Origin of the sequence: Microbacterium lacus (genome assembly GCF_002812805.1) — a bacterium.
Classification (GTDB): domain Bacteria; phylum Actinomycetota; class Actinomycetes; order Actinomycetales; family Microbacteriaceae; genus Microbacterium; species Microbacterium lacus_A.
In genome coordinates this window covers 28,942-49,889 of the sequence record NZ_NMUM01000037.1, presented here as the reverse complement: position 1 = coordinate 49,889, position 20,948 = coordinate 28,942, and the positions used below count along the sequence as shown (strand labels likewise).

The following is a 20,948-nucleotide window of genomic DNA, read 5'->3' as shown; positions in this document are numbered from 1 at the left end:
CGCGTCGGACACACGCCGGCGCCCGCGCGCGCCGCCGGGGTCGAGGGTGCGCGGGTGACTAGAATCGGTCCACGAGATGGCGTTCAGGTGCCGTTGACAAGGTGACGCAGGGAGTATCGGTGGCGGGCAGCGCGCGGGGCACGAAGAAGGCCTCCTCGACGGACGAGGCACCCCTCGGCCCCACCGGTCGTCCGTACCACGGCTTTCCCACACCTCCGAAGCTCGATTCGCACGGTCCGGCGCGCATCATCTCGCTCTGCAACCAGAAGGGCGGGGTCGGCAAGACGACCACGACCATCAACCTGGCCGCATCGCTCGCGCACTACGGCCGCCGCGTGCTCGTCGTCGACTTCGACCCGCAGGGTGCGCTGTCGGCCGGCCTCGGCATCGCGACTCACGACGTGCCGACCGTTTACGACCTGCTGCTCGACACGAAGCGCGATCCGCGCGAGATCATCGTCCCCTCGCGCACCGAGGGCCTCGACGTGCTGCCGGCCAACATCGACCTGTCCGCCGCCGAGGTGCACCTGGTCAACGAGGTCGCGCGCGAGACGATCCTGGCGCGCGTGCTGCGCCACATCTCGCGCGAGTACGACGTCATCCTGATCGACTGCCAGCCCTCGCTGGGGCTGCTCACGGTCAACGCCCTGACGGCCAGCCACGGGGTGCTGATCCCCATGGAGTGCGAATTCTTCGCGATGCGCGGCGTCGCCCTGCTGATCGAGACGATCGAGAAGGTGCGCGATCGCCTCAACCCCGCGATCGAACTCGACGGGGTTCTCGCGACCATGTACGACGCGCGCACGCTCCACGCCCGTGAGGTGCTCGAGCGCGTTGTCGAGGCCTTCGGTGACGATGTGCTCGAGACCGTCATCGGCCGCACGGTGAAGTTCCCGGATGCATCCGTCTCGGGACTGCCGATCATCGAATTCGCCCCCGAACACGCCGCCGCCCAGGCCTACCTGCGCCTGGCGCGGGAACTGGTCGCGCGTGGCGACGTCGCCTGAGGCCGCACAGGCGGTCGAAGACGGGGACGGCGACGGCCGGTTCCGCGTCTCGGTCACGGGCTTCGACGGCCCGTTCGATCTACTGCTCTCTCTGATCTCGAAGCACGAACTCGACATCACCGAGATCGCGCTCAGCAAGGTGACGGACGAGTTCATCTCGTATCTGCGCGCGCTCGACCCGGACGAAGAACTCGAGCGCGCGAGCGAGTTCCTTGTCGTGGCAGCGACCCTGCTCGACATGAAGGTCGCCGGGCTCCTGCCGCAGGGTGAGCTCGTCGATTCCGAATCCGTTGCGCTGCTCGAGGCGAGAGACCTGCTGTTCGCGCGCCTGCTGCAGTACCGCGCATTCAGAGAGGTGTCCGGATGGTTCGGCACCCGACTGCAGAGCGAAGACACGCGGCACGCTCGTGCCGTGCGACTCGACGAGAAGCACCGCGCGGCCGTGCCGGAGCTGGTCTGGACGATATCGGTCGAGGACTTCGCCGCCCTCGCGCTGCTGGCCTTCAGCCCGCGCGAGATACCGCACGTCGGACTCGAGCACCTGCACGCGCCACTTGTCAGCATCCGCGAACAGGCGGCGGTTGTCGTGTCGTTGCTGCGTCGGGCCGAGTCGGTGAGCTTCCGCGAGCTGGTCGCCGGGGTCACGCAACCCGGCATCGTGGTGGCGCGATTCCTGTCGATCCTCGAGCTGTACCGCCACGCGGCGCTGTCGTTCGAACAGGTCGAACCGCTCGGCGAACTCACCCTCCGATGGTCGGCCGAGAACTGGTCCGACGAACAACTTGCGAGCCTGGGGGCCGATTATGACCACTGATGCTTCGACAGGCTCAGCAACCGCCGACGTCGCCCGCCGTCTCGAGGCGATCCTGCTCGTCGTCGAAGAGCCGCAGAGTCTCGTCGCCCTCGCGACAGCCGTGTCGGCACCCGTCGCCGCCGTTCGTCAGGCGATCGAGGCGCTGGTCGCGGACTACGACGGACTGGCCGGCGGGCCGCGTCGCGGGTTCGAGCTGCGCGAGGTCGGCGGGGGGTGGCGCCTGTACGTTCGTGCAGAGCACGACGACCTGGTGAGTGAGTTCGTCAACACGCAGGCGCCGTCGCGGTTGTCGCAGGCGGCGCTCGAGACCCTCGCCGTGATCGCGTACAAGCAGCCGGTCACGCGCGGCCAGGTCGCGGCGATTCGCGCCGTCAACGTCGACTCGGTCGTGCGAACACTGCTGGGTCGTGGCCTCATCACGGAAGAATTCGCGGATCCCGAGACCGGGGCGATCCACTACGGGACGACCGACGCGCTACTGGTGAACCTCGGCATCAACTCGCTCGACGAGCTACCGCCGATCTCGCCGCTGTTGCCCGATGTCTCGGACGACGACAGCCTCGACGAAGCACTGGGACGGTAAGCAGCATGAGCGAAAAAGATCTCCCGACGACGGATGCCTCGGCCGACGGTGTGCGGCTGCAGAAGGTCCTCGCCCAGGCGGGGGTCGCCTCGCGCCGCGTCAGCGAAGAGCTGATCGCCGACGGGCGCGTGCGGGTGAACGGCGTCGTGGTGACCGAGATGGGTGCGCGGATTCATCCGGAGTCGGACCTGGTCGATGTCGACGGCGTCGCCGTTCAGGTCGAGTCGGGCATGCGCTACGTCATGCTCAACAAGCCGACAGGCGTTTTCAGCACGATGCGGGATGAGCGCGGCCGCCCCGACCTGACCCAGTACACCGAGGAATGGCCCGAGCGCCTCTACAACGTCGGTCGCCTCGACGCCGAAACGAGCGGCTTGCTCATCCTCACCAACGACGGGCAGCTCGCCCATGTGCTCGCGCACCCCTCCTACGGCGTGACGAAGGTCTACATCGCGAAGGTGTCGGGCCGGGTCAGCGCCCAGACGATCTCGCAGCTGACCCGCGGCATCGAGCTCGAGGACGGACCCATCGCGGCCGACAAGGCACGGCTCTTGGACGCCTCGGGCGGCACGAGCCTGGTCGAACTGACCCTGCACTCGGGGCGCAATCGGATCGTCCGCCGGATGACGGCCGAGGTGGGGCATCCGGTCCGTGAACTCGTCCGCCGACAGTTCGGTCCGCTGCACCTGGGAACTCTCCCGGCGGGGCAGGCACGGGAGTTGACTAAGGTGGAACGCGGCGCGCTGCTCACCCTCGCGCGCCGCGATGCCGCCCTCGCGAGCGACGACGAGCCGCAGGGCGACACACCGTAGGAGATTTCAGTGACCGACACGACCACGCCACGTGTTGCCGCGCGCACCAGCGGCACCGTCCGCGTGGTCGGCGCGGGACTGCTCGGCGCGAGCGTGGGGCACGCCCTGACGGCACTCGGCGTCGACGTTGTGCTTGATGACACCTCGCGCGCGCAGGTGCGCCTGGCCGTGGATTACGGCGCCGGACGCCTGAGTCGCCCCGACGACGAGCCGCGCCTGGTTGTCGTTGCCGTGCCGCCGGATGTGACGGCCGATGTCGTCGCATCCGAATTGGCGCGCTTTCCGGACGCTGTCGTGACGGATGTCGCGAGCGTCAAGCTCGCCCCGCTGCACGAGCTGCGCGAGCGCGGCGTGGACCTTACGCGTTATATCGGGTCGCACCCGCTCGCCGGTCGCGAGCGCGGCGGAGCGATCTCGGCCCGCTCCGACCTGTTCATCGGTCGCCCGTGGGTGGTCTGCCGCGACGAAGAGACGCTGCCGGCCGACTTGGCGATCGTCGAAGGCCTCGCCCTCGACCTCGGCGCGATGCCGATCGAGATGACCCCCGAAGAGCATGACCGCTCCGTCGCAGTCGTCTCGCACGTGCCCCAGCTCGTCTCGAGCCTTCTTGCTGCACGGCTGCGCGAGGCGCCGGAGCATTCGCTCGGGCTCGCGGGCCAGGGCGTTCGCGACACGACGCGCATCGCCGCATCCGCTCCCGAGCTGTGGACCCAGATCCTCGGCGCAAACTCCGAACCGGTCGTCGAGGTGCTCGACCAGCTCGCCGCCGACCTCGGTCGCGTCGCGGATGCGCTGCGGGATCCAGATGCCGCCGGCTCTCGACGCACGATCGCCGACACTATCCGGCGCGGCAACGAGGGTGTCGAGCGTCTGCCGGGCAAGCATGGGCAGAACCGGCGCTTCGAGCACCTCGTCGTCATGGTCGACGACACCCCGGGCCAGTTGGCGCGCCTGTTCAGCGATCTCGGTGCACTCGGCGTGAACGTCGAAGACCTGCGGCTCGAACACTCGCCCGGAGCCCCATTCGGCCTGGCCGAGATCAGTGTGGAGCCCGCGATCGTCGCGCAGGCGACGGCAGGGTTGGAAGAGCGAGGCTGGCGGATGGCGGGCACGGGCAATGAGTGAACCGACCCCGGTGGTGCCGCTGGCAACCGCCGACAACGTGATCGCGATCGACGGGCCCGCGGGTAGCGGCAAGTCGAGCGTGGCGAAGCGCGTCGCGTCGCGCCTCGGCTACGGATACCTCGACACGGGCGCCGCATACCGTGCCCTCGCCTGGCATGTGCTCGAACGCGGTGCCGACACGAGCGACGCGAGCGCCGTGCTCGACGCCACCGGCGACTTCGACTTCGCCATTTCGACGAACCCCGACGACACCTGGGTGCGCGTCGGCTCGGTGGATGTCGCCGCTGCGATCCGTGAACCGCGCGTATCGGACGCCGTCAGCGGCGTCGCGCGCGTGCCGGCGATTCGTCAGGCCGTCACCAACCTCTTCCGCTCGATCATCGCCGATGCCCCCGCGGGCATCGTCGTCGAAGGCCGGGACATCACGACCATCGTCGCGCCCGACGCGGCCGTACGGCTGCTGCTCACAGCAGCCCCCGAGGTGCGCGCCGCCCGGCGCAGCGCCGAGCTGACCGGCGTGGAAGCAGCGGTCGTCGCCGACGCCCTGCACCGCCGCGACGCCTCCGACAGTGGGGTGGTCGACTTTCTGACCGCCGCCCCGGGGGTCGAGGTGGTCGATTCGACCGACCTCGATCTCGAACAGACCGTCGACGCCGTCCTCGACATCGTCGACAGAACACGAGGATTGACCCCATGAGCGCTGACGACGAGTACGAAGGCCGCCCCGACCAGATCGCCGAGAAATTGTCGGAGCTCGAACCCGAGTTGGTTGAACAGAGAGCGGCGACTCTTCGCGCATCCCTGGCCGACTACGATCTCGACGAAGACGACGCGCACCTGCTCGCCGGAGTCGAGCGCGGTCTCGACGGCATCGAGTACCTGCCGGCGCTGCCCGTCGTCGCGATCGTCGGACGCCCGAACGTCGGCAAGTCCGCGCTCGTGAACCGCATCTTGGGCCGCCGTGAGGCGGTTGTCGAGGACACCCCCGGTGTCACGCGCGACCGGGTCACGTACAAGGCCGAGTGGATGGATCGGCGCTTCTCGCTGGTCGACACCGGTGGCTGGGAACCGGATGCTCGGGGTATCGATGCATCCGTTGCCGCCCAGGCCGAGGTCGCGATCGACCTGTCGGATGTCGTTCTGTTCGTCGTGGACGCCATGGTCGGCCCGACCGCGACCGACGAGCAGGTCGTGAAGCTGCTTCGCAAGAGCGGCAAGCCCGTCTTCCTCGTCGCGAACAAGATCGACGACGCCCGCCACGAACCCGAGGCCGCCGCACTCTGGAGCCTGGGTCTCGGCGAGCCGCACCCCGTCTCGGCCATCCACGGTCGCGGCGTGGCCGACCTGCTCGACCAGCTCATGGAGAAGCTGCCCGAGATCTCGGCCGTCGCCTCGCACGAGATCGGTGGGCCGCGTCGCGTCGCGATCCTCGGTCGCCCGAACGTCGGCAAGTCCTCCCTGCTCAACAAGGCGGCGGGCGAAGAGCGCGTCGTCGTGAACGAACTCGCCGGCACGACCCGCGACCCGGTCGACGAGATCGTCGAGCTCGGCGGCAAGCTGTGGCGCCTGGTCGACACCGCCGGCATCCGTCGTCGTGTCCATCTGCAGCAGGGTGCCGACTTCTACGCGTCGCTGCGTACCGCGACCGCGCTGGAAAAGGCCGAGGTCGCCGTCGTCGTGCTCGATGTGAGCGAGTCGCTCAGCGAGCAGGACGTCCGCATCATCGACATGGTGCTGGAGTCCGGCCGCTCGCTCGTGCTCGCGTTCAACAAGTGGGACCTACTGTCGACCGACAAGCTCGTCGACGACGATCGTCGCCGCTACCTCGAGCGCGAGATCGAACAGGACCTTGCGCACGTCGCGTGGGCGCCCCGCGTCAACATCTCGGCGAAGACCGGGCGTCACCTCGACAAGCTCGTGCCGGCGCTCGAGACGTCGCTCGAGTCATGGGATCAGCGGATTCCGACCGGAAAGTTCAACGCTTTCCTGTCGGAACTCGTGGCCGAGCACCCGCACCCGCTTCGGGGTGGCAAGCAGCCGCGCATCCTGTTCGGGACGCAGGCAGCGTCCCGCCCGCCGACATTCGTGCTGTTCACGACCGGATTCCTCGACCCGGGCTACCGTCGCTTCATCGCGCGTCGCCTGCGCGAGATCTTCGGCTTCGAGGGCACCCCGATCCAGATCAACATGCGGGTGCGCGAGAAGCGCACGCGCTGAGTCGCCCTCGGGGCGCCGAACTGCCGTCCGGGTGTGAGAATCTGGACGGGTGAGCATCGAGCCCCCCGTCCCCGGTGAGCCGCGGCGGCCGTTCGGGCCGCGCGACTCGGGTGATGCCTGGGTCGTGGCCGATAGCGGCGAACGCTACTGGGGTCGGTTCGGAGCCGCGGGACTGCTCGCGTACGACGCCGCGCTCGACAGCGTGCTGCTACAGCATCGCGTCTCGTGGAGTCACTTCGGCGGTACGTGGGCGCTGCCGGGCGGTGCGCGCCACGAGGGCGAGTCGGCGATGGATGCCGCCTTGCGTGAGGCGCTCGAAGAGGCCGGCGTTCCCGGCTCGGCGATCCGTCCGCGCGCCACGAGCGTGCTCGACCTCGACATCTGGTCGTACACGACCGTGATCGGCGATGTGGTCGTGCCCTTCGCACCGGTCATCAGCGACCCCGAGAGCCACGCGCTCGAGTGGGTGCGGGTCGACGCGGTCGTCGATCACCCGCTGCATCCGTCGTTCGAGGATGCTTGGGGTCACCTCCGCGCCGCCCTGCACCTGCGTCCCGTGGTCGTCGTGGACGCCGCGAACGTCGTCGGGTCGGTGCCGGATGGCTGGTGGAAGGATCGCGCGGGCGCGACGGACCGTCTGCTCGATCGGCTGGAGGATCTCGCCGCGGTCGGGCTCGAGGCATCCGCTCTCGAGCTGCCCGGCGACCGCTGGTTCCCGCGCATCGTCGCCGTCGTCGAGGGAGCCGCGCGCGGTGCCGGAGATCGCGAGGGCCTTGTCGAGCTCGTGCGGGCCGAGGCATCCGGGGACGACGCGATCGTTGACGCGGTGGAGAGCCTTGACGGAGCCGCGGTGACGGTCGTCACGAGCGACGCGGGACTCGCGCGTCGCGCGGAGCGCGCTGGCGCCACGGTGCACGGGGCGCGCTGGCTGCTCGACCTTCTAGGTTAGGCGTTCTGCACTAAGCGTCTTGCGTTAGGCGCTGCTGTCTCGCAGCGAGCGGATCATGCTCCGCAAGATCCGCAGTGCTCCAGCCTGCTCGTCTTCGGTCATGCCCGACAGCATCCGGATCTCGACGGACCGCACGGCGGCCGACGCCTTCTGCAGTCTCTCGCGGCCGCGCGGCGTCAGCTCGGTGGGAAGAACCTTGCCGACGCGGGCTTCGGTCGCCCGGGTCACGAATCCGTCGCGTTCGAGGTTCTGCAGCAGCACGTTCATGGACTGCCGCGTAACGAAAGCGCCGCGGGCGAGCTCGGAATTCGACAGGCCTGGTCGCTGCGAGAGCAGCTCGAGACAGGAGTAGTGCGTCACGGTCATGCCGAGGGGCCGCAGGACCTCCTCCATGGCGGACCGGAGGGCGCTCGACGCCTCTTTCAGCAGATAGCCCAGCGAGGTCTGCAGATCGATACCGGCTTGACTCATGTCAGTATTCTGACATAGCTTGGGAGATGTCAGAAAACTGACATAAATCTGAGGAGCAACGTTATGCCTGTTACCGGTCCCGACTTCATTTCACTTCAGGCGGCAGACCTCGCGGCCTCGCAGGCGTTCTACGAGCGCTACCTCGGGCTGGTCCGCTCTCCCGCCGGTCCGCCCCACGCTGTGGTGTTCGAAACGACGCCGGTCGCGTTCGCTCTTCGCGACATCGTTCCCGGCACGGACCTCGCATCCGTGCCTCAACCGGGCGTCGGCGCTGCGATCTGGCTCCACGCCACCGACGTTCAGGACATCCACGACGCGCTCGTCGCCGACGGTCAGACCATCGTCTCGGCGCCGATCGACGGCCCGTTCGGTCGCACCTTCACCTTCGCCGACCCGGACGGCTATCAGATCACGCTTCACGACCGCGCGTAGGCACCACCCCGGTGGGGGTGGGCTCGGGCGAGGCCGCGGCACGGCGGGTCACTTCGACAGGCTCAGTGACCGCGGGCTCAGTGACCGTGAGCCCGGTCGTTGAGCGAGCGCAGCGAGACGAAACGTCCGAGCGGCGGGTGCGGCGAGGTCCCTAGAAGGGCGGGGGATCCGTGTTCGGGGTGAAGTGGATCGCCGGGGGTGGTTTGTCGATGTAGACGTGGCCGCCGGGTGAGGTCCATTCGAGGATTCCGCCGCCGAGTTGGCGGACCGTCCAGGCTGTTTCGCCTTTGAGGGTGTGGTGTCGTTTGCAGAGACAAGCCAAGTTGCAGACGCTGGTTTCGCCACCCAACGCGTAGTCGAGGGTGTGGTCCCGATCGCACCGGTGCGCGGGTTGCCGGCACCCGGGGAACCGGCAGTGCTGATCCCTCGCCCGCAGGAACCTTTTCATATCCGCCGATGGCGTGTATCGGTCGACGGCGAGCACGCACCCGGTGATCGGGTCGGCGAGTACTCGGTCCCATCCCGTCGCGTGGCCCGCAAGCTGGCGGGCGGTGGCGGGGTCGATCGGGCACCGTCCCACGAGCTCGGCTGGTTCATCGGTCACGCCGGCCAGCGAGAGAGCGGGCACGGTGACGTTCACGATCCCGCGAATCGCCCCGAGCCCACCGAACCCGTCCGACATCCCGGCTCCCGTGTCGGCGGAAGGCGTCGTGGTGAGCAGCATGTCCGCGACGAGGTCCGCCCGAATCTGATCCAGGGTTCGCGTGTCGGTCAGGTCGGCGTTCTTGATCGCGTGGGCTTGCTGGGTGAGGCGGTCGTGCATTGCATGCGCGAGAACGGCGGGTTGGGTGGAGATGAACTCGGCCATGCCGTCGCCGATGTCCCGTACACACGCGCCGCGTGATGCCCGAGCCTGTTGGTGGCGTTCCGCCAGCTTGCGGGGCTGCAGAGACTCCGCAAGCCGCGCCAACGACGATGCCAGCCTTCCGGGTGTCGTTCCTTCCGCCCGAGCCAATGCCTCGCGCTCGAACGCCGCCCGTGCTTCTGGGTCGGCGAGGGGCGTGCCGTGCTCCATGATCACCGCGACATGGCCCCCAGCGATCCGTCCCTCTTCCCACGCCGCGAACGTGGCCGGGAACGACTCGTCCAGAACCGCGGCATCGTTCATGCGGCGTTGCACGGTCCGGTCGGACATGTTCATCGCGGCACCGAGTTCCGCCGCCAAAGCACGAAACGGCAGCTCTGCTTCCCGGGAGGAAGGGGAGGCGAGTTCGGCAACGCGGCGCGCACCGACGCGCGCGGCCCTCGCGAACAACCGCGCGAGCGCAGCTTCGGCACGCGCGTTCGCACGCCAGACTTCGATGCCCTCCCCAGCGAGCTCGCGCGCGATCGCGTCCACGCCAGTCGTTTCGACGTCAACAATGTTCGAATGCATGTTCGAAACTCTACGGATGACCACCGACATCCGAACCCCGAAAAACACCCAAAAACTGCCGAAATCACGGCCGAAAGATGAGAGTTTTCACATCGGAAGATCCTTGGATCTCGCTCGCCGAGCGCTGTGCAAATTGCTAGCGGCGCGAGGCGAGACCGATCGCGGCCGCCGTCGCTCGTAAACCGCGCGGCGACCCTGGGTAAGTCGTGCGAATGGCTCCGCTCCGGCACTTGTCCGTGAAAGCGTGGAGGAGACGCACGGCCGAAGGAGGATGCCTGATGTTCAGCTTCGACACGGTAGGTGCCATGTCCGGCAGTACGTTCTTCGACACGATGTGGACGATCTTTCCCTGGCTCTTCGGGGCTGTCGTCGTGTTGATCGTGGTCATCTTGGTCGCGAATGTGCGTCGGGCTCGCAAGCACGGACTTAACCCGATGACCACGCAGACCGATGTCGCCGCACGGTTCATCAAGAGCGGTGTCGGCGGCTCCAACGAGGGCCTGACCGACCGGCTCGAAGAGTTGGACCGGCTGCGCGCGGCAGGCGCCATCTCCGAGCCGGAGTATGCCGCGGCGCGCTCGTCCGCACTGAACGGAGACGGCGGGCGCTGACCCGCCGGTTCACTCCGGGCTGAAGCCGCGCAGCTTGTCGATGTCGCGGCGCTCGCGCTTGGTCGGCCGGCCCGCTCCGCGATCGCGGACGGGCACGAACGCGATCGACTCGCGCGGCGGTGGGGGAGGCGTGAGGTCTTCGTAAGCCAGCGCGGCAGCCGGAGCGCCGACGCGCTTGACGAGGGTCTGTCGGACAATCAGCGTGCGGTCGAAGCCCGCGATGCGGATGCGGACCTCGTCGCCGGGTCCGATCGGCTGCGCGGCCTTGGCCCTGTCGCCGTTGACCCGCACGTGTCCGGCCCGGCAGGCCGTGGTCGCCGCCGAGCGGGTCTTGTAGACGCGGACGGCCCAGAGCCAGGCATCCGTCCGCACACGGGTTGTCTCGGCGCTCACGTGTTCGCCGTCCCTGTGCGCGCGGCGAGGCGTGGCAAGCCCCTCGCGACGCCCGCGACGATGAGTCCCTGGCCGAGGGTGTAGGTCAGCATGACGAGGGGGCTCGTCCAGTCGGGCATCGCTTCGGGTGTGAAGAGTCGGAAGGCGAGGATCGTGTCGGATGCGAGGAAGAACGCCGCGCCCACGGCGATGATCGGCGCGCAGCGGGTCGCGGTCGCCGCCGTGCCGCCGAGAACGAGGCCGTAGATCGCGACGGCGAACGACAGTGCTCCGAGTCGCGGCCAGAGCACGACGACGAGCAGAAGCCACCACGCGGCATACACCAGCGCCCACGCGGGCCAGCGCTTGATGCGGACGAAGCGCCAGAACAGCACGATGTAGGCGATGTGGGCCAGTCCGAAGCAGAGCAGCATGACGGGCAGCTCGGGTGCGTAGGGAAAGAAGGTGCCGGCGCCATCGCCGAGCCACGAGAACGCGAGCGCGAGAAAGAGCAGGGTTGCGGGTGTGCCCCAGGTCGAACCGCGGCCGGCCCACAGCGCCGCGACGGCCAGGAGCGGCATGAGTGCAAGCTTGGTGGGGCCCGCGACGGCGTCGGCGCCGACGCCCAGCGCGACGACGTGCACGATCGAGACCACGACGTAGGGCACGAACCCGATCCAGGCGGGCAGCCCGGCGACCCGTGCGGAGAGCGAGCGCGAAGACTCTGCGGTCATGCTGCTCCTCATCGAGTGGGCGGATGGGCTCCGCCGTGGGCGGCGGCCGGGCCTCATAATCGTCGCATGCTGGTCGCGCTTGTGGTGGTGCTCGAGGTGGAGGGTCAGCGCGCTCGATCGCGGAGGCTCGAACCGGTCAGGCGTTCAGGTCGAGCTGAACGATCACCCGCTCGGGCTTCGGACGTGCGACCTCACGGAAGCCAGCGTTCTCGAAGACGCTCAGAATGCCGATGTAGAGATCGTTGGCGGAGTGCTTGGCGGCGCTGGTGTCGGTCGGATACGCCTCGAGAACGCGAGCCCCGTTCGTGCGGGCGTGGTCGATCGCCGCATCGAGCAGCCTCTGGTTGAGGCCCTGGCCGCGATGCTCTTTGCGCACGATGAAGCACGTCACGGCCCACACGCTCGGGTCGTCCCACGGCTCGGTCGTGGCCGCGAAGTTTCGGGTGCGGGCGAGTCGCGGCTGGGTCGTGCGGGGGCCGACCCGCACCCATCCGGCGGCTTCGCCGTCGACGTAGGCGATGAGGGCGGGGGAGGGTTCTGCCGCGACCTGTTCGCGAAGCATCCCTTCGCGTTCGTCACGATCGGATGCTTGGAACTGCGCGTTCGTGAGCGTCCACCACTGGCATTGGCAGCTCGGGCCGTCCCCGCCGCCCGAGAAGGTGTGCTCGACATCGTCGAAGCGTTCGGCGGTGGCGGGTGCGATCGTGATCGTCATGGCGGTCACGCTAGTGGCCAGCGCCGACACGGTCGATGGCGTTCACGGGCGCCGGGGCGCTCGGGTAAGATGGTGGAGTTGTCCGCGCTCAGGCGGGGGCTGAAAAGTGAACAACGGGATGTGGCGCAGCTTGGTAGCGCACCTGACTGGGGGTCAGGGGGTCGCAGGTTCAAATCCTGTCATCCCGACAAAAAGCCCAGGTGAGATTGTTTCTCGCCTGGGCCCCGTCGTTAGTGCTCGAGGGTTTACGCGGAACGTCGATTCGTGTTCCGTTGCGTCATGACTCGACGCTCGGGTCGCCCCGGTCCGCGCCGATATCGCGTTCGGGTAGTGCGTCAAGGCGACGCCGCCGCTGCATCACGTGGCGGATGGGCGGGGCAGGACGGTCAAGACCATCCTGATGTAGGAGTGGAACTCGCTCATATAGATGCGGAGGAACTCTTCGGTGGAGGCGTTGGTGACCTCGCCGTCGTTCCGGAAGACCTCGGGGGTGTAGTGGATGTAGGCCTCAGGAGAGGTCATCTGGCGTGCGTTGCAGAAGCTGAGCACGGCGCGCAGGCTCTGCTGTCCGATCGCGGTGCCGATCTGACCGATCGAGGCTCCGATCACCGCGGCCGGGATGTGATCGAAGGAGTTCTGACCCCAGGGTCGGGACGCCCAGTCGATCGCGTTCTTCAACGCACCGGGGATGGAACGGTTGTACTCGGGGGAGACGAATAGCACCGCATCGACGGCATCGATCGAAGCCTTCAGCTTTCGCGCTTCGGGCGGATAGTCGGTGTCGAAGTCCGCGCTGTAGAGCGGCAGGTCACCGATCGGGATCTCGCTGAACTCCAGCTCGGTCGGGGCCACCCGGATGAGAGCTTTGGACAGGATGCGGTTGATCGACGTTGATGACAGGCTTCCGACGAAATAGCCGACCTTATAGGTGGTCATATGTTCCTCCTGCTTTCCGGGTGATGGGCATTCCGTGAACGGGTGCTTCGTGATGGACGGCTATGCCGGGAGCTTGTCGGCGAGGACGTCGATCCGTTCGATCTGAGCCTGGCTGAAAAGGACGCCGGTGTTGGCGCCGAGCGCCTGACCGACTTCGCCGGCGAGGTGGGCGTCTCGAGCTTCGTCGTCGGGGAACACGTCGAAGACACCGAACGTCGTGGGGCCGAACCGTATGGCGAACCACGCGATGGTGCCCGGCTCCTCCATGACCACCGACCGCGCACCGATGAGGAAGTCCGCGAGTTGCTCCTCTTTGCCCGGCAGTGCCTCGAGGCGCACGAGAAGGGCCTTGGTCAGCATGGTCGCACTCCTTCGCTCCCGGGGCAGGGCTGTGGCCTGGCGGACACAAGTGGACGGTGCCCGTGAGCTTGTCTCCACCCATCTTTCGCGGCCGTCCGGTGGCTCCGCATCCCGTAAACGGGTGTTTGCGGGCGTGCAGCCCCGCCAACCTGGGACGATCCGATCGACAGCGCCCAGGCGGCCCCTCAGCGCGAACGCGCCGCCGCTGTCATCGCGATGAGCGCGTCAGCGTGGAGTGCCTCGATGTGTTGCGCATCTGGTCGGCCGCGCGAATTCGATCGAAGGATCCCGCGCGCCAGGTGAAAAGTGCGCCACTCCTCGTAGACCCGGTCTACGGTCTCGTCGTTCCCCTCGCTCAGCCAGGCGAGGCAGACGGCGGCGTAGGCGCCATGCCCGCGCGCCAGATCCTCCGGATCCGTGAACGACAGATTCCGCCCCGTCGCCCGCGCCCACGCGAACACGACGACTCCGAACGGCCGCAGATCATTCCATGCGGGAAGCCCCTCCGCGGTGGCATCATCCACCCCGACGCTGCCCACCCCGACCCCGTCGGAATAGCCCCGTTCGATGCCGAACCGAACGCAGAGCTTCGCGCGCCGCAGGATGAGCAGCCACACGTCCATCTGTACGGGACCCCAGAAGGACGCGACCTCCCACCCGTCGTCCAGAAGAAGGCGCGCGACGTCATGGGAGTCGCTGTCCCCGACCATCAGGCGCGTCAGGAACTCGGGTAGGCGGGCCAGATCGGGCGAACCGTGCGTGGTCACGATCGCCACGCTACGGTGCTGGGTCGTCGCTGCGCTGCCACGTTATGGCGATCAGGCGTCTGAGCACCCCGAGGTCGATGTCGTCGAGCTTCTAGACGTAGATGCATCCGGCGCCCTCGGTATATGTGCCCAGCTGCGGGAGAAGCTCCGCGCCCTCGGGCAGAACTTTCAGGCCGTACGGCGACAGCTGAGCCTTGCGAGGCGAGATCCCCGTCTTTGGCATCTCGCCGTGGGTGCGCGGGTTGACGGGCGAGGCGTGATGGTAGCGGCCGTAGCCGACGACCGATGGACCCCACAGAACGGGATCGACGCCGGTCACCTCTCGGAACATCTCGGCGAGAGCCAGCCCGTCGTCGCGGCGTCGTCGCGGTGCAGCCGCGGTGCAGCCGCGGAGCGCTCCGGCCCTTTTGCAAACCAGCGCAGGGGCATAGACGGCACAAAGGAGCCGCATAGGGGCGCGCGGTGGAGTGGTGATCCGCCACGAAGGAAACACGACCCAAGGATCGACCATGAGACGACTCGCCCTGACCGCAACGGCCCTCTTGACCTCCGCACTCCTGGTGTCCGGATGTGCTGTGACCGCCACCCCATCGAGTACGGGCACCTCGTCCAGCTCCGCATCGACCATCGAGTCCAGCTCGACCATCGCGGTGGACACGAGCAACGCCAGCGGCGACATCGACTGGAGCGCTCTGCCGACCACAGAGGTGGCGCTCACGGACGACGGCCTCAGCATCACCGAGACGGGCACCTACGTCCTCAGCGGATCCACCACGGGACAGGTTGTGGTCAACACGGACGGGAACGTGCGAATCATCCTGAACGGCGTCACGATCGCGAGTAGCGCGGGTGCCGCCATCCAGGTCGACAGCGCTGAAACGACAGTCATCGAACTAGCGGATGGTACGACCAACACCGTGTCCGACGCATCCACACGCACCGACGAAGAGATCGACGGTGCCATCTACTCCGCCGATGACCTGATCATCACCGGCACCGGTTCGCTCGATGTCACCGCGACTTTCGCCGACGGCATCGTCGGCAAGGACGACCTGTGGATCGAGTCCGGAACCATCACCGTCGAAAGTGTCGACGACGGCATCCGCGGCACCGACTCGCTGACGATCAGCGGCGGTACCATAGCGATCGATGCAGCCGGCGACGGGATGAAGTCGAGCAACGATACCGACGCTGGCGCGGGGCAACTCGTCGTCTCTGGTGGTGGCATCACGATCACCACGGGCGATGACGCAGTCAAGGCCGAGCAGCAGCTGACGATCACGGGCGGCACCATCGACATCCTCGAATCCGTCGAAGGTATCGAGGCGCCCGTCATCGTGATCGATGCCGGCGAGATCTCGGTCAACGCGAGCGACGACGGCATCAACGCCGCAGCCTCGGCCATCGTCACGAGCGGCCTCAGCGTCACGATCAACGGCGGAGACATCACGATCGTGATGGGCTCGGGAGACACCGACGCGATCGACAGCAACGGTGACCTCGCGATCACGGGCGGCACGATCGACATCACGGCGCAGTCGGCAACCGACTTCGACGGGACGGGGACGCTCTCGGGTGGAACCCTGATCGTCAACGGCGAGCAGGTTACGGAACTGTCGAGCCAGATGATGGGTGGCGCCGGCGCCGGCGCCGGCGGTGGTGGCGGCGGCGGACGACCCTAGGCCGCGCGACATTCCGGCGGCGTCGGCCCGGCTCAGGGAGTCGGGTCGACGCCGCGCTGCCACGCAATGGCGATCAATCGCCGGAGCACATCGAGATCGATGTCGTCGAGCTTCTTCACGTATAGGCATCCGGCGCCCTCGGTGTACGTGCCGAGCTGTGGGAGTAGGGCGGCACTCTCGGGCAGATCCTTGAGCCCGTAGAGCGAGAGCTGCGACTTGCGGGGTGAGAACCCCGTTTTCGGCATCTCGCCGTGGGTGCGTGGGTTGACGGGCGATGCGTAGCGATAGCGGCCGTATCCGACGATCGACGGACCCCACATAACCGGATCGACGCCCGTCACCTCACGGAAGATCTGCGCGAGAGCCATCCCGTCATCGCGACGACGCTGAGGTGACGCGGCCTCGAGGAAGGCGGTGACATCGGCATCCGTCGCCCGCGTCTTGATCTCGCTCATCGCGTCATTATCGCCCTCAGGCTGGCTCGCCCGCGAGGGCCAGTAACTCGAACGTCGCGGACGGCGTCGCGACCCCGTTCACCTGCAACGCGACGGCGTGCTCGCCGGCGTAGTAGCGGCGCGTGGTGATCGCGCGGAAGGAGTGCCGGCGGTCGATCGCCAGCTCTTCGCCAGGGGCGAGAGCGGCGGTCGCGAGCTTGAAGACCTTCGTGCTGAGCGTGCCGTTGGCGCGCCGATGGTGCACGACGTAGTCGACCACCAGGCGAGCGTCATCCGCTCCCGTGTTCCGGATGACGGCGGTGAAGCGGACCTCGTCTCCCCACGGCAATCGGGTGTCGGAGACGAACGGCCCGTCGATCTGAACGGTGGCCGGCGCGAACCCGAGCAGGGCGAGAGCCTGCGGATCGCCGCGCTTGACCAGGGTCCGGAGCGCATGGCGCACCAGGGCCTGTGTCGTGGGTGCGGGCGTGTCGAGCCAGCGCCGCGCCGTCACGACGACGAGTTCGGGGGAGTCGCGGCTGAGATCGTTGAGGTGGTTCGCAACAGATCGGCGCACGTACTCGCTGTCGTCGCGATACAGGGCGTCCAGGATACTGACGGTGACCCCCGGCCGGGCAAGCAGCCCCGGCACCCGAACGGCCCACGGCAGATAGGCGCGCGTGCCCTCGCTCGCGAGCCGCCGCACATGCTCGTCCGGTGAGGCGGTCCAGTCCGCGATGATCTCGAGGGCACGATCGAGGTCGTGACGGAGCAGCGTGCGAATCGCGAACTCCGCGGTCAGCCGACCCGTCAATTCGGAGAGCAGTGCCATTGCGTCGTCGAACGAAGCATCCGTCCCCTCGTCGACGGCGCGGGCGGCGACGGCGCCGGTGATGGGCCAGATCAACCAACCCGTGAAGGCGGCGTCGCGGGCGGCGGCAGAGCGGATGATTCGGGCGAGCGTCGCGTAATCGCCCGGGACATCCGCCAGCAGGGCGTCGCGCAGCAGGTCCGCGCGTTCCCGGAGCGACAGCCCATCGAGCGATTCCGAAGCGTGGGGCAGCTCGCGGAGCTGCCGCCCGGGCATGGCGTCCTGGATGGACCGGGTCAGCGTGCGTGCCACCCCGGCGCCGAGGAGCTCGTCTGCGAAGGGCATGCCCCCATCATCGCGCGGTCGTCCGACACCGGGGGCGGCGCGTCCCCTCCCGTTCGCTTGCGGCCGGTTCAGTGCGTGTCGAAAACCTGCTGGTAGTCACGCACGCGCGCGTGAATCCGCTGCCACTCCTCACCCGTCGGAGCAGACGGATCGGCAGCCGGTGGCAGTGCCCCGAACCGCATGAGGCAGGCCATCAACAGCAGCCGGGCCTTCGTCGCGGTGAGGTTGCTGCCCGAGATGAACGCGGGCCCCGGACCGCCCCCGACCATGCCCTCCGCGTTGCCGCGGTTGACGCACACCACGGGCATTCCGCGGAGCACCGCCTGTTCGAGCGCAGCCGTCTCGGATTCGTTGCCGATGCCGAAGGGAGCCATTCCCTCGAGCACGAAACCCGCGAGGGGGAAGTTCTGGAGGTTCTTCTCGATACGTGCCAGGATCTCGACCTGCATGGCTGCGGAGTCGGAGAAATCGTCCATGCCGTAGCGCGCATACTTGGCGATCGTGACCTTCGGGATGGCGCTCTCGAGCAGCATTCCCGCGGGATCCTTGAGGGGGACCTCGACCGTGTTCACCCCGGTCTGTCCGGCCGTCACGCCGAGGACGACGTTGGGAATGCGGCGCAGGTTGACGGCGGAGCGCGACGTGTGCGCCTTGGCCGGGCGGTAGGTGAGCATGGGATCGCCCGGAGCGCCGATCGTGCCGATGATGCCGCCGTGCCCGCCGGTCGCGACGAACCCGCCGGGTCGAGCATCCGCCTTCTGCGCATCGCGCGCGGCGAAGATCTGCTCGTCCTGCACGAGCACGACACCGATCGCATCGGCGCCCTGCGTGTCCGCCCAGATGCGCGAACGGATGTAGGCGACGCTGTCGACGAGGTTGCGATCGCCGTCGTTGGCAAGCGCCCCGTGCGGCCGCTGCGAGGCGTTGCAGCTGAACGGGATGGTCGTGTCGATGAGCAGATTCAGCCAGTAGGCGGTGTCTTCCACACTCGCGCTGTCTTCGAGCCACATCGCGCCCTCATAGGCACCGCGATCGAGCGTCGACTGCACGATGTTGGTCAGCCGGGCGAGCGTCGCCATCGCCGGCGCGTGCGCCAGGTGGTACGGGCGATACCCGAAGAAGTCCTCGCCCCGCACCTCCGGCGCGATGTCGCCGTCGGTCAGGCCGCGGTCGGTGCGCTGCGACGCGGCCAGTCCGTTCACGTAGCCGCCCGACGGGGCCGCGCGCACGAAGTCGTAGCGCCCCTTCGAGCCGAGCATGTTGTTGCCGCCCTTCTCGTCGAGACCGAACCGGTCGATCTCTTCGAAGATGCGGGAGGCGTCGGGGTAGAAGGTCTGGCGGCTCTCCGCGGCGGGACTGAGGGGCTCGATACCCTCCTGCTCCCAGGCCCCGCCGTCACGCGTGCGTGCCATATAGGGCAGGGCGAACAGCCCGTCATCGGGACCGATCGTGACCGCGTACACCGGGACGTCGGCCTCAGACATCCGCCCTGCCACGAAGTCGCCTGCGGGAGTCACATAACCGTCGGGTGGCGCGTAGAGGTCGGATGCGTCGCGCTCGAGCGGATGCGCCGAGTACGCCTCGATGTACACGGTGACGGGCGCGGCGAGGCGCTGCGGGCGCACGATGTCGTGCCGGGGCGGTGTGCCGTCGGGGTTGCGGCGTGGGGGCAGCCCATATTTGCGACGGGCTGCGTCGCTCGTGATGAGTGGCTCGCTGTTCTGCACCGTCGCGTTCGCGCCGCTGAACACCGCGATGCGGGGCAGGTGCTCGGCGGCCATGGGCTCGGGGATATCGGAGGAGGCGGGGGACACGACGTTCACCATCCGTTCGGTGGGGTGAAGCCGATGATGCCCTCGGCTTCCATCAGGGCGGCGAACCGCAGCGGTGTGCGATCTTCCAGGTACGGGCCGATCAGCTGCGCGCCCAGGGGCATTCCGGTATCGGCGCCGGGCCCCAGGGGTATCACGGTCGAGGGAAGCATCGCGAGGTTCACCATGCGGCTCCACGCGCTGACGACATCCGCAGCCGGATTCTCCGTTCCGCCGACATTCAACCTCCGCTCGGCGCCGGGCCGCTCGTCGTGCCGGGGCGCGGCCCCCGGAACCGCCGGCGCGAGCACGACGTCGAACCGGTCGAACACCGAACCCCATGCGGCGGTGATCGCGCGCTGCGCCTCGGCGTCCTGCCAGGCGGTGCGTGCGGACTGGGTGAGTGCGCGTGCGGCCTTATTGTCGGGAGCGTCTGTATCCGCGGCCGCCGCGACGAGCGTGTTCCAATCGTCGTCGGTCAAGCTGTGCGCGATCTCGGCACCCTGCAGGCGATCGAAGAGCTCGAGGCCCGCGGCACCCGCGCCCGGGGGTTTGGTCAGCTCGTCCACCGTGCAGCCCGCGGCGCGGAGCGTGTCGGCAAGGTCGAGCAGAGCCATCCGCATCTCGTCATCGATAGGCGCCGCCGGCTCGTAGACCCAGAGCCCCACGCGCGTGCCGCGCAGCCTGTCGACGCGCGACGGGGGGAGCTGTAGACGCCAGCCCACCGCGTCGAGGCGGGCAGGCCCGGCGAGCACCTCGAACGCCAGGCTCAGGTCGCGCGCCGACCGCGCCATCGGCCCCGCGACGGAGACGGGCGGCTCGATCAGTCCGTCGACAGCCCAGGGCAGGTGTCCCATCTTCGATAGCACGCCGTTGCTCGGCCGGTGTCCGAAGATCCCGCACCACGCGGCCGGCATTCGGATGGAGCCCGACAGGTCGCTGCCGAGTTCCAGAGCCGAGAGCCCCGCGGCGATCGCGGCGGCCGAGCCCCCCGACGAGCCGCCCGGAGTGCGTTCCGGATCCCAAGGATTCAGCGTGCGCCCGAAGTCGGGGTTGCTGCTCTGGTAGTCATCAAGCAGGACGGGCACGTTCGTCTTGCCGTAGATCACCGCGCCCGCGGCGCGAGCACGGGCGACCGCCGGTGCATCCTCGGTCGCGACGTGCGAATCGGAGAGACGTCCGTGGGTCGTGCGCAGGCCGCGCACGTCGAACGAGTCCTTCACGGTCATCGGCACGCCCGCGAGGGTGCCGTGCGGCTCGCCTTTTCGGCGTGCCTCGTCCACTGCCCGTGCCACCGAGCGTGCTGCCTCAGGATCCTGCGCGACGATGGCGCAGAGCTCGGCGCCTCTGCCACTCGCGAGCGCGAGATGCTCGTCGATCACGGCCGCCGCAGACACGTCACCGCGGTTCATCAGTTCGATCATCGCTGTGGCATCGAGCCCACCGAGGTGAAGGCGTTCTGTCATGGTGTTTCTTCCTGCCTTCGGTTCGCTCGCTCAGTATTCGCGTGCCGTGTGTCGGCGAT

General features: G+C 68.2%; 24 protein-coding genes and 1 tRNA gene. 12 read left to right on the top strand and 13 right to left on the bottom strand.

The window, feature by feature from the left end; genetic code table 11:
- Positions 1–119 precede the first annotated feature (119 nt).
- The 8 genes from CGU34_RS12980 to CGU34_RS12945 are packed head-to-tail and all read left to right on the top strand — an operon-like array spanning position 120 to position 7,507.
- Complete coding sequence (locus tag CGU34_RS12980; RefSeq protein ID WP_036301961.1) at positions 120–1,007, top strand: ParA family protein; 888 nt, start codon at positions 120–122, stop codon at positions 1,005–1,007.
- Positions 991–1,821 (top strand): segregation and condensation protein A, encoded by an 831-nt coding sequence (locus tag CGU34_RS12975; protein WP_232711672.1) that lies wholly within the window; start codon positions 991–993, stop codon positions 1,819–1,821. The genes CGU34_RS12980 and CGU34_RS12975 overlap by 17 nt, the downstream gene beginning before the upstream one ends.
- The gene (scpB, locus tag CGU34_RS12970; protein ID WP_036301935.1) at positions 1,811–2,404 is read left to right on the top strand and encodes an SMC-Scp complex subunit ScpB; all 594 of its coding nucleotides are present in this window, start codon (positions 1,811–1,813) and stop codon (positions 2,402–2,404) included. Before CGU34_RS12975 ends, scpB begins: the two co-directional genes overlap by 11 nt.
- A 5-nt stretch (positions 2,405–2,409) precedes the next feature.
- The gene (locus CGU34_RS12965) at positions 2,410–3,216 is read left to right on the top strand and encodes a pseudouridine synthase (protein WP_100814343.1); all 807 of its coding nucleotides are present in this window, start codon (positions 2,410–2,412) and stop codon (positions 3,214–3,216) included.
- A gap of 9 nt (positions 3,217–3,225) precedes the next feature.
- Complete coding sequence (locus CGU34_RS12960; protein ID WP_100814342.1) at positions 3,226–4,341, top strand: prephenate dehydrogenase; 1,116 nt, start codon at positions 3,226–3,228, stop codon at positions 4,339–4,341.
- Positions 4,334–5,038 (top strand): (d)CMP kinase, encoded by a 705-nt coding sequence (cmk, locus tag CGU34_RS12955; protein WP_051514253.1) that lies wholly within the window; start codon positions 4,334–4,336, stop codon positions 5,036–5,038. Before CGU34_RS12960 ends, cmk begins: the two co-directional genes overlap by 8 nt.
- The gene (gene der, locus CGU34_RS12950; RefSeq protein WP_100814341.1) at positions 5,035–6,558 is read left to right on the top strand and encodes a ribosome biogenesis GTPase Der; all 1,524 of its coding nucleotides are present in this window, start codon (positions 5,035–5,037) and stop codon (positions 6,556–6,558) included. The genes cmk and der overlap by 4 nt, the downstream gene beginning before the upstream one ends.
- 49 nt (positions 6,559–6,607) lie before the next feature.
- Positions 6,608–7,507 carry an NUDIX domain-containing protein gene (locus CGU34_RS12945; RefSeq protein ID WP_100814340.1) on the top strand — a complete coding sequence of 300 codons (900 nt, stop codon included), beginning with the start codon at positions 6,608–6,610 and terminating at the stop codon, positions 7,505–7,507.
- A 24-nt stretch (positions 7,508–7,531) separates the two neighbouring features.
- On the opposite strand, the gene CGU34_RS12940 is transcribed toward CGU34_RS12945, so the two are convergent.
- Entirely contained in the window at positions 7,532–7,978 is a 447-nt protein-coding gene (locus tag CGU34_RS12940; RefSeq protein ID WP_036301943.1) for a MarR family winged helix-turn-helix transcriptional regulator, read from the bottom strand.
- Between the two features lie 63 nt (positions 7,979–8,041).
- On the opposite strand from CGU34_RS12940, the gene CGU34_RS12935 reads away from it, so the two are divergent.
- Positions 8,042–8,410, top strand: a complete 369-nt coding sequence (locus CGU34_RS12935; protein WP_100814339.1) for a VOC family protein — start codon at positions 8,042–8,044, stop codon at positions 8,408–8,410.
- A 151-nt stretch (positions 8,411–8,561) separates the two neighbouring features.
- Here the strand turns inward: CGU34_RS12935 and CGU34_RS12930 are convergent, their stop codons facing one another.
- The gene (locus CGU34_RS12930; protein ID WP_157811313.1) at positions 8,562–9,845 is read right to left on the bottom strand and encodes an HNH endonuclease signature motif containing protein; all 1,284 of its coding nucleotides are present in this window, start codon (positions 9,843–9,845) and stop codon (positions 8,562–8,564) included.
- Positions 9,846–10,123: 278 nt separating this feature from the next.
- Here CGU34_RS12930 and CGU34_RS12925 point away from each other — a divergent pair, with 278 nt between their 5' ends.
- Complete coding sequence (locus tag CGU34_RS12925; protein ID WP_100814337.1) at positions 10,124–10,456, top strand: SHOCT domain-containing protein; 333 nt, start codon at positions 10,124–10,126, stop codon at positions 10,454–10,456.
- Between the two features lie 9 nt (positions 10,457–10,465).
- Here CGU34_RS12925 and CGU34_RS12920 read toward each other — a convergent pair whose 3' ends face one another.
- The 3 genes from CGU34_RS12920 to CGU34_RS12910 all read right to left on the bottom strand — a co-directional run bounded on the left by CGU34_RS12920 (position 10,466) and on the right by CGU34_RS12910 (position 12,277).
- Positions 10,466–10,849, bottom strand: coding sequence for an RNA-binding S4 domain-containing protein (locus CGU34_RS12920; RefSeq protein WP_100814336.1), 384 nt, complete (start codon positions 10,847–10,849; stop codon positions 10,466–10,468).
- On the bottom strand, positions 10,846–11,562 hold the full coding sequence (locus CGU34_RS12915; protein ID WP_100814335.1) for a lysoplasmalogenase: 717 nt from the start codon (positions 11,560–11,562) through the stop codon (positions 10,846–10,848). Before CGU34_RS12915 ends, CGU34_RS12920 begins: the two co-directional genes overlap by 4 nt.
- A gap of 136 nt (positions 11,563–11,698) precedes the next feature.
- Positions 11,699–12,277 carry a GNAT family N-acetyltransferase gene (locus tag CGU34_RS12910; RefSeq protein WP_100814334.1) on the bottom strand — a complete coding sequence of 193 codons (579 nt, stop codon included), beginning with the start codon at positions 12,275–12,277 and terminating at the stop codon, positions 11,699–11,701.
- Between the two features lie 114 nt (positions 12,278–12,391).
- Here CGU34_RS12910 and CGU34_RS12905 point away from each other — a divergent pair.
- Positions 12,392–12,465: transfer RNA gene (locus CGU34_RS12905), tRNA-Pro, on the top strand.
- 169 nt (positions 12,466–12,634) lie between these two features.
- Here the strand turns inward: CGU34_RS12905 and CGU34_RS12900 are convergent.
- From CGU34_RS12900 to CGU34_RS17420, 4 genes are all read right to left on the bottom strand, one after another.
- A complete protein-coding gene (locus CGU34_RS12900; protein ID WP_198517801.1) occupies positions 12,635–13,213 on the bottom strand; it encodes an NADPH-dependent FMN reductase in 579 nt (192 codons plus the stop codon).
- Between the two features lie 60 nt (positions 13,214–13,273).
- Positions 13,274–13,573 (bottom strand): putative quinol monooxygenase, encoded by a 300-nt coding sequence (locus CGU34_RS12895; RefSeq protein ID WP_100814332.1) that lies wholly within the window; start codon positions 13,571–13,573, stop codon positions 13,274–13,276.
- Positions 13,574–13,758: 185 nt separating this feature from the next.
- Positions 13,759–14,340: a hypothetical protein gene (locus tag CGU34_RS12890; protein ID WP_157811312.1), complete on the bottom strand. Its 582-nt coding sequence runs from the start codon at positions 14,338–14,340 to the stop codon at positions 13,759–13,761.
- Positions 14,341–14,431: 91 nt separating this feature from the next.
- A complete protein-coding gene (locus CGU34_RS17420; protein WP_232711671.1) occupies positions 14,432–14,659 on the bottom strand; it encodes a hypothetical protein in 228 nt (75 codons plus the stop codon).
- Between the two features lie 190 nt (positions 14,660–14,849).
- On the opposite strand from CGU34_RS17420, the gene CGU34_RS12880 reads away from it, so the two are divergent.
- Complete coding sequence (locus tag CGU34_RS12880; RefSeq protein WP_100814330.1) at positions 14,850–16,022, top strand: carbohydrate-binding domain-containing protein; 1,173 nt, start codon at positions 14,850–14,852, stop codon at positions 16,020–16,022.
- Positions 16,023–16,054: 32 nt separating this feature from the next.
- On the opposite strand, the gene CGU34_RS12875 is transcribed toward CGU34_RS12880, so the two are convergent.
- The 4 genes from CGU34_RS12875 to CGU34_RS12860 form a co-directional block, all read right to left on the bottom strand.
- Positions 16,055–16,477, bottom strand: a complete 423-nt coding sequence (locus tag CGU34_RS12875) for a DUF1801 domain-containing protein (RefSeq protein WP_100814329.1) — start codon at positions 16,475–16,477, stop codon at positions 16,055–16,057.
- A 16-nt stretch (positions 16,478–16,493) separates the two neighbouring features.
- On the bottom strand, positions 16,494–17,612 hold the full coding sequence (locus CGU34_RS12870) for a DNA alkylation repair protein (protein WP_100814328.1): 1,119 nt from the start codon (positions 17,610–17,612) through the stop codon (positions 16,494–16,496).
- Between the two features lie 68 nt (positions 17,613–17,680).
- On the bottom strand, positions 17,681–19,426 hold the full coding sequence (locus CGU34_RS12865; RefSeq protein ID WP_198517799.1) for an asparaginase domain-containing protein: 1,746 nt from the start codon (positions 19,424–19,426) through the stop codon (positions 17,681–17,683).
- 5 nt (positions 19,427–19,431) lie between these two features.
- On the bottom strand, positions 19,432–20,889 hold the full coding sequence (locus tag CGU34_RS12860) for an amidase family protein (RefSeq protein ID WP_100814327.1): 1,458 nt from the start codon (positions 20,887–20,889) through the stop codon (positions 19,432–19,434).
- Positions 20,890–20,948: the final 59 nt, after the last annotated feature.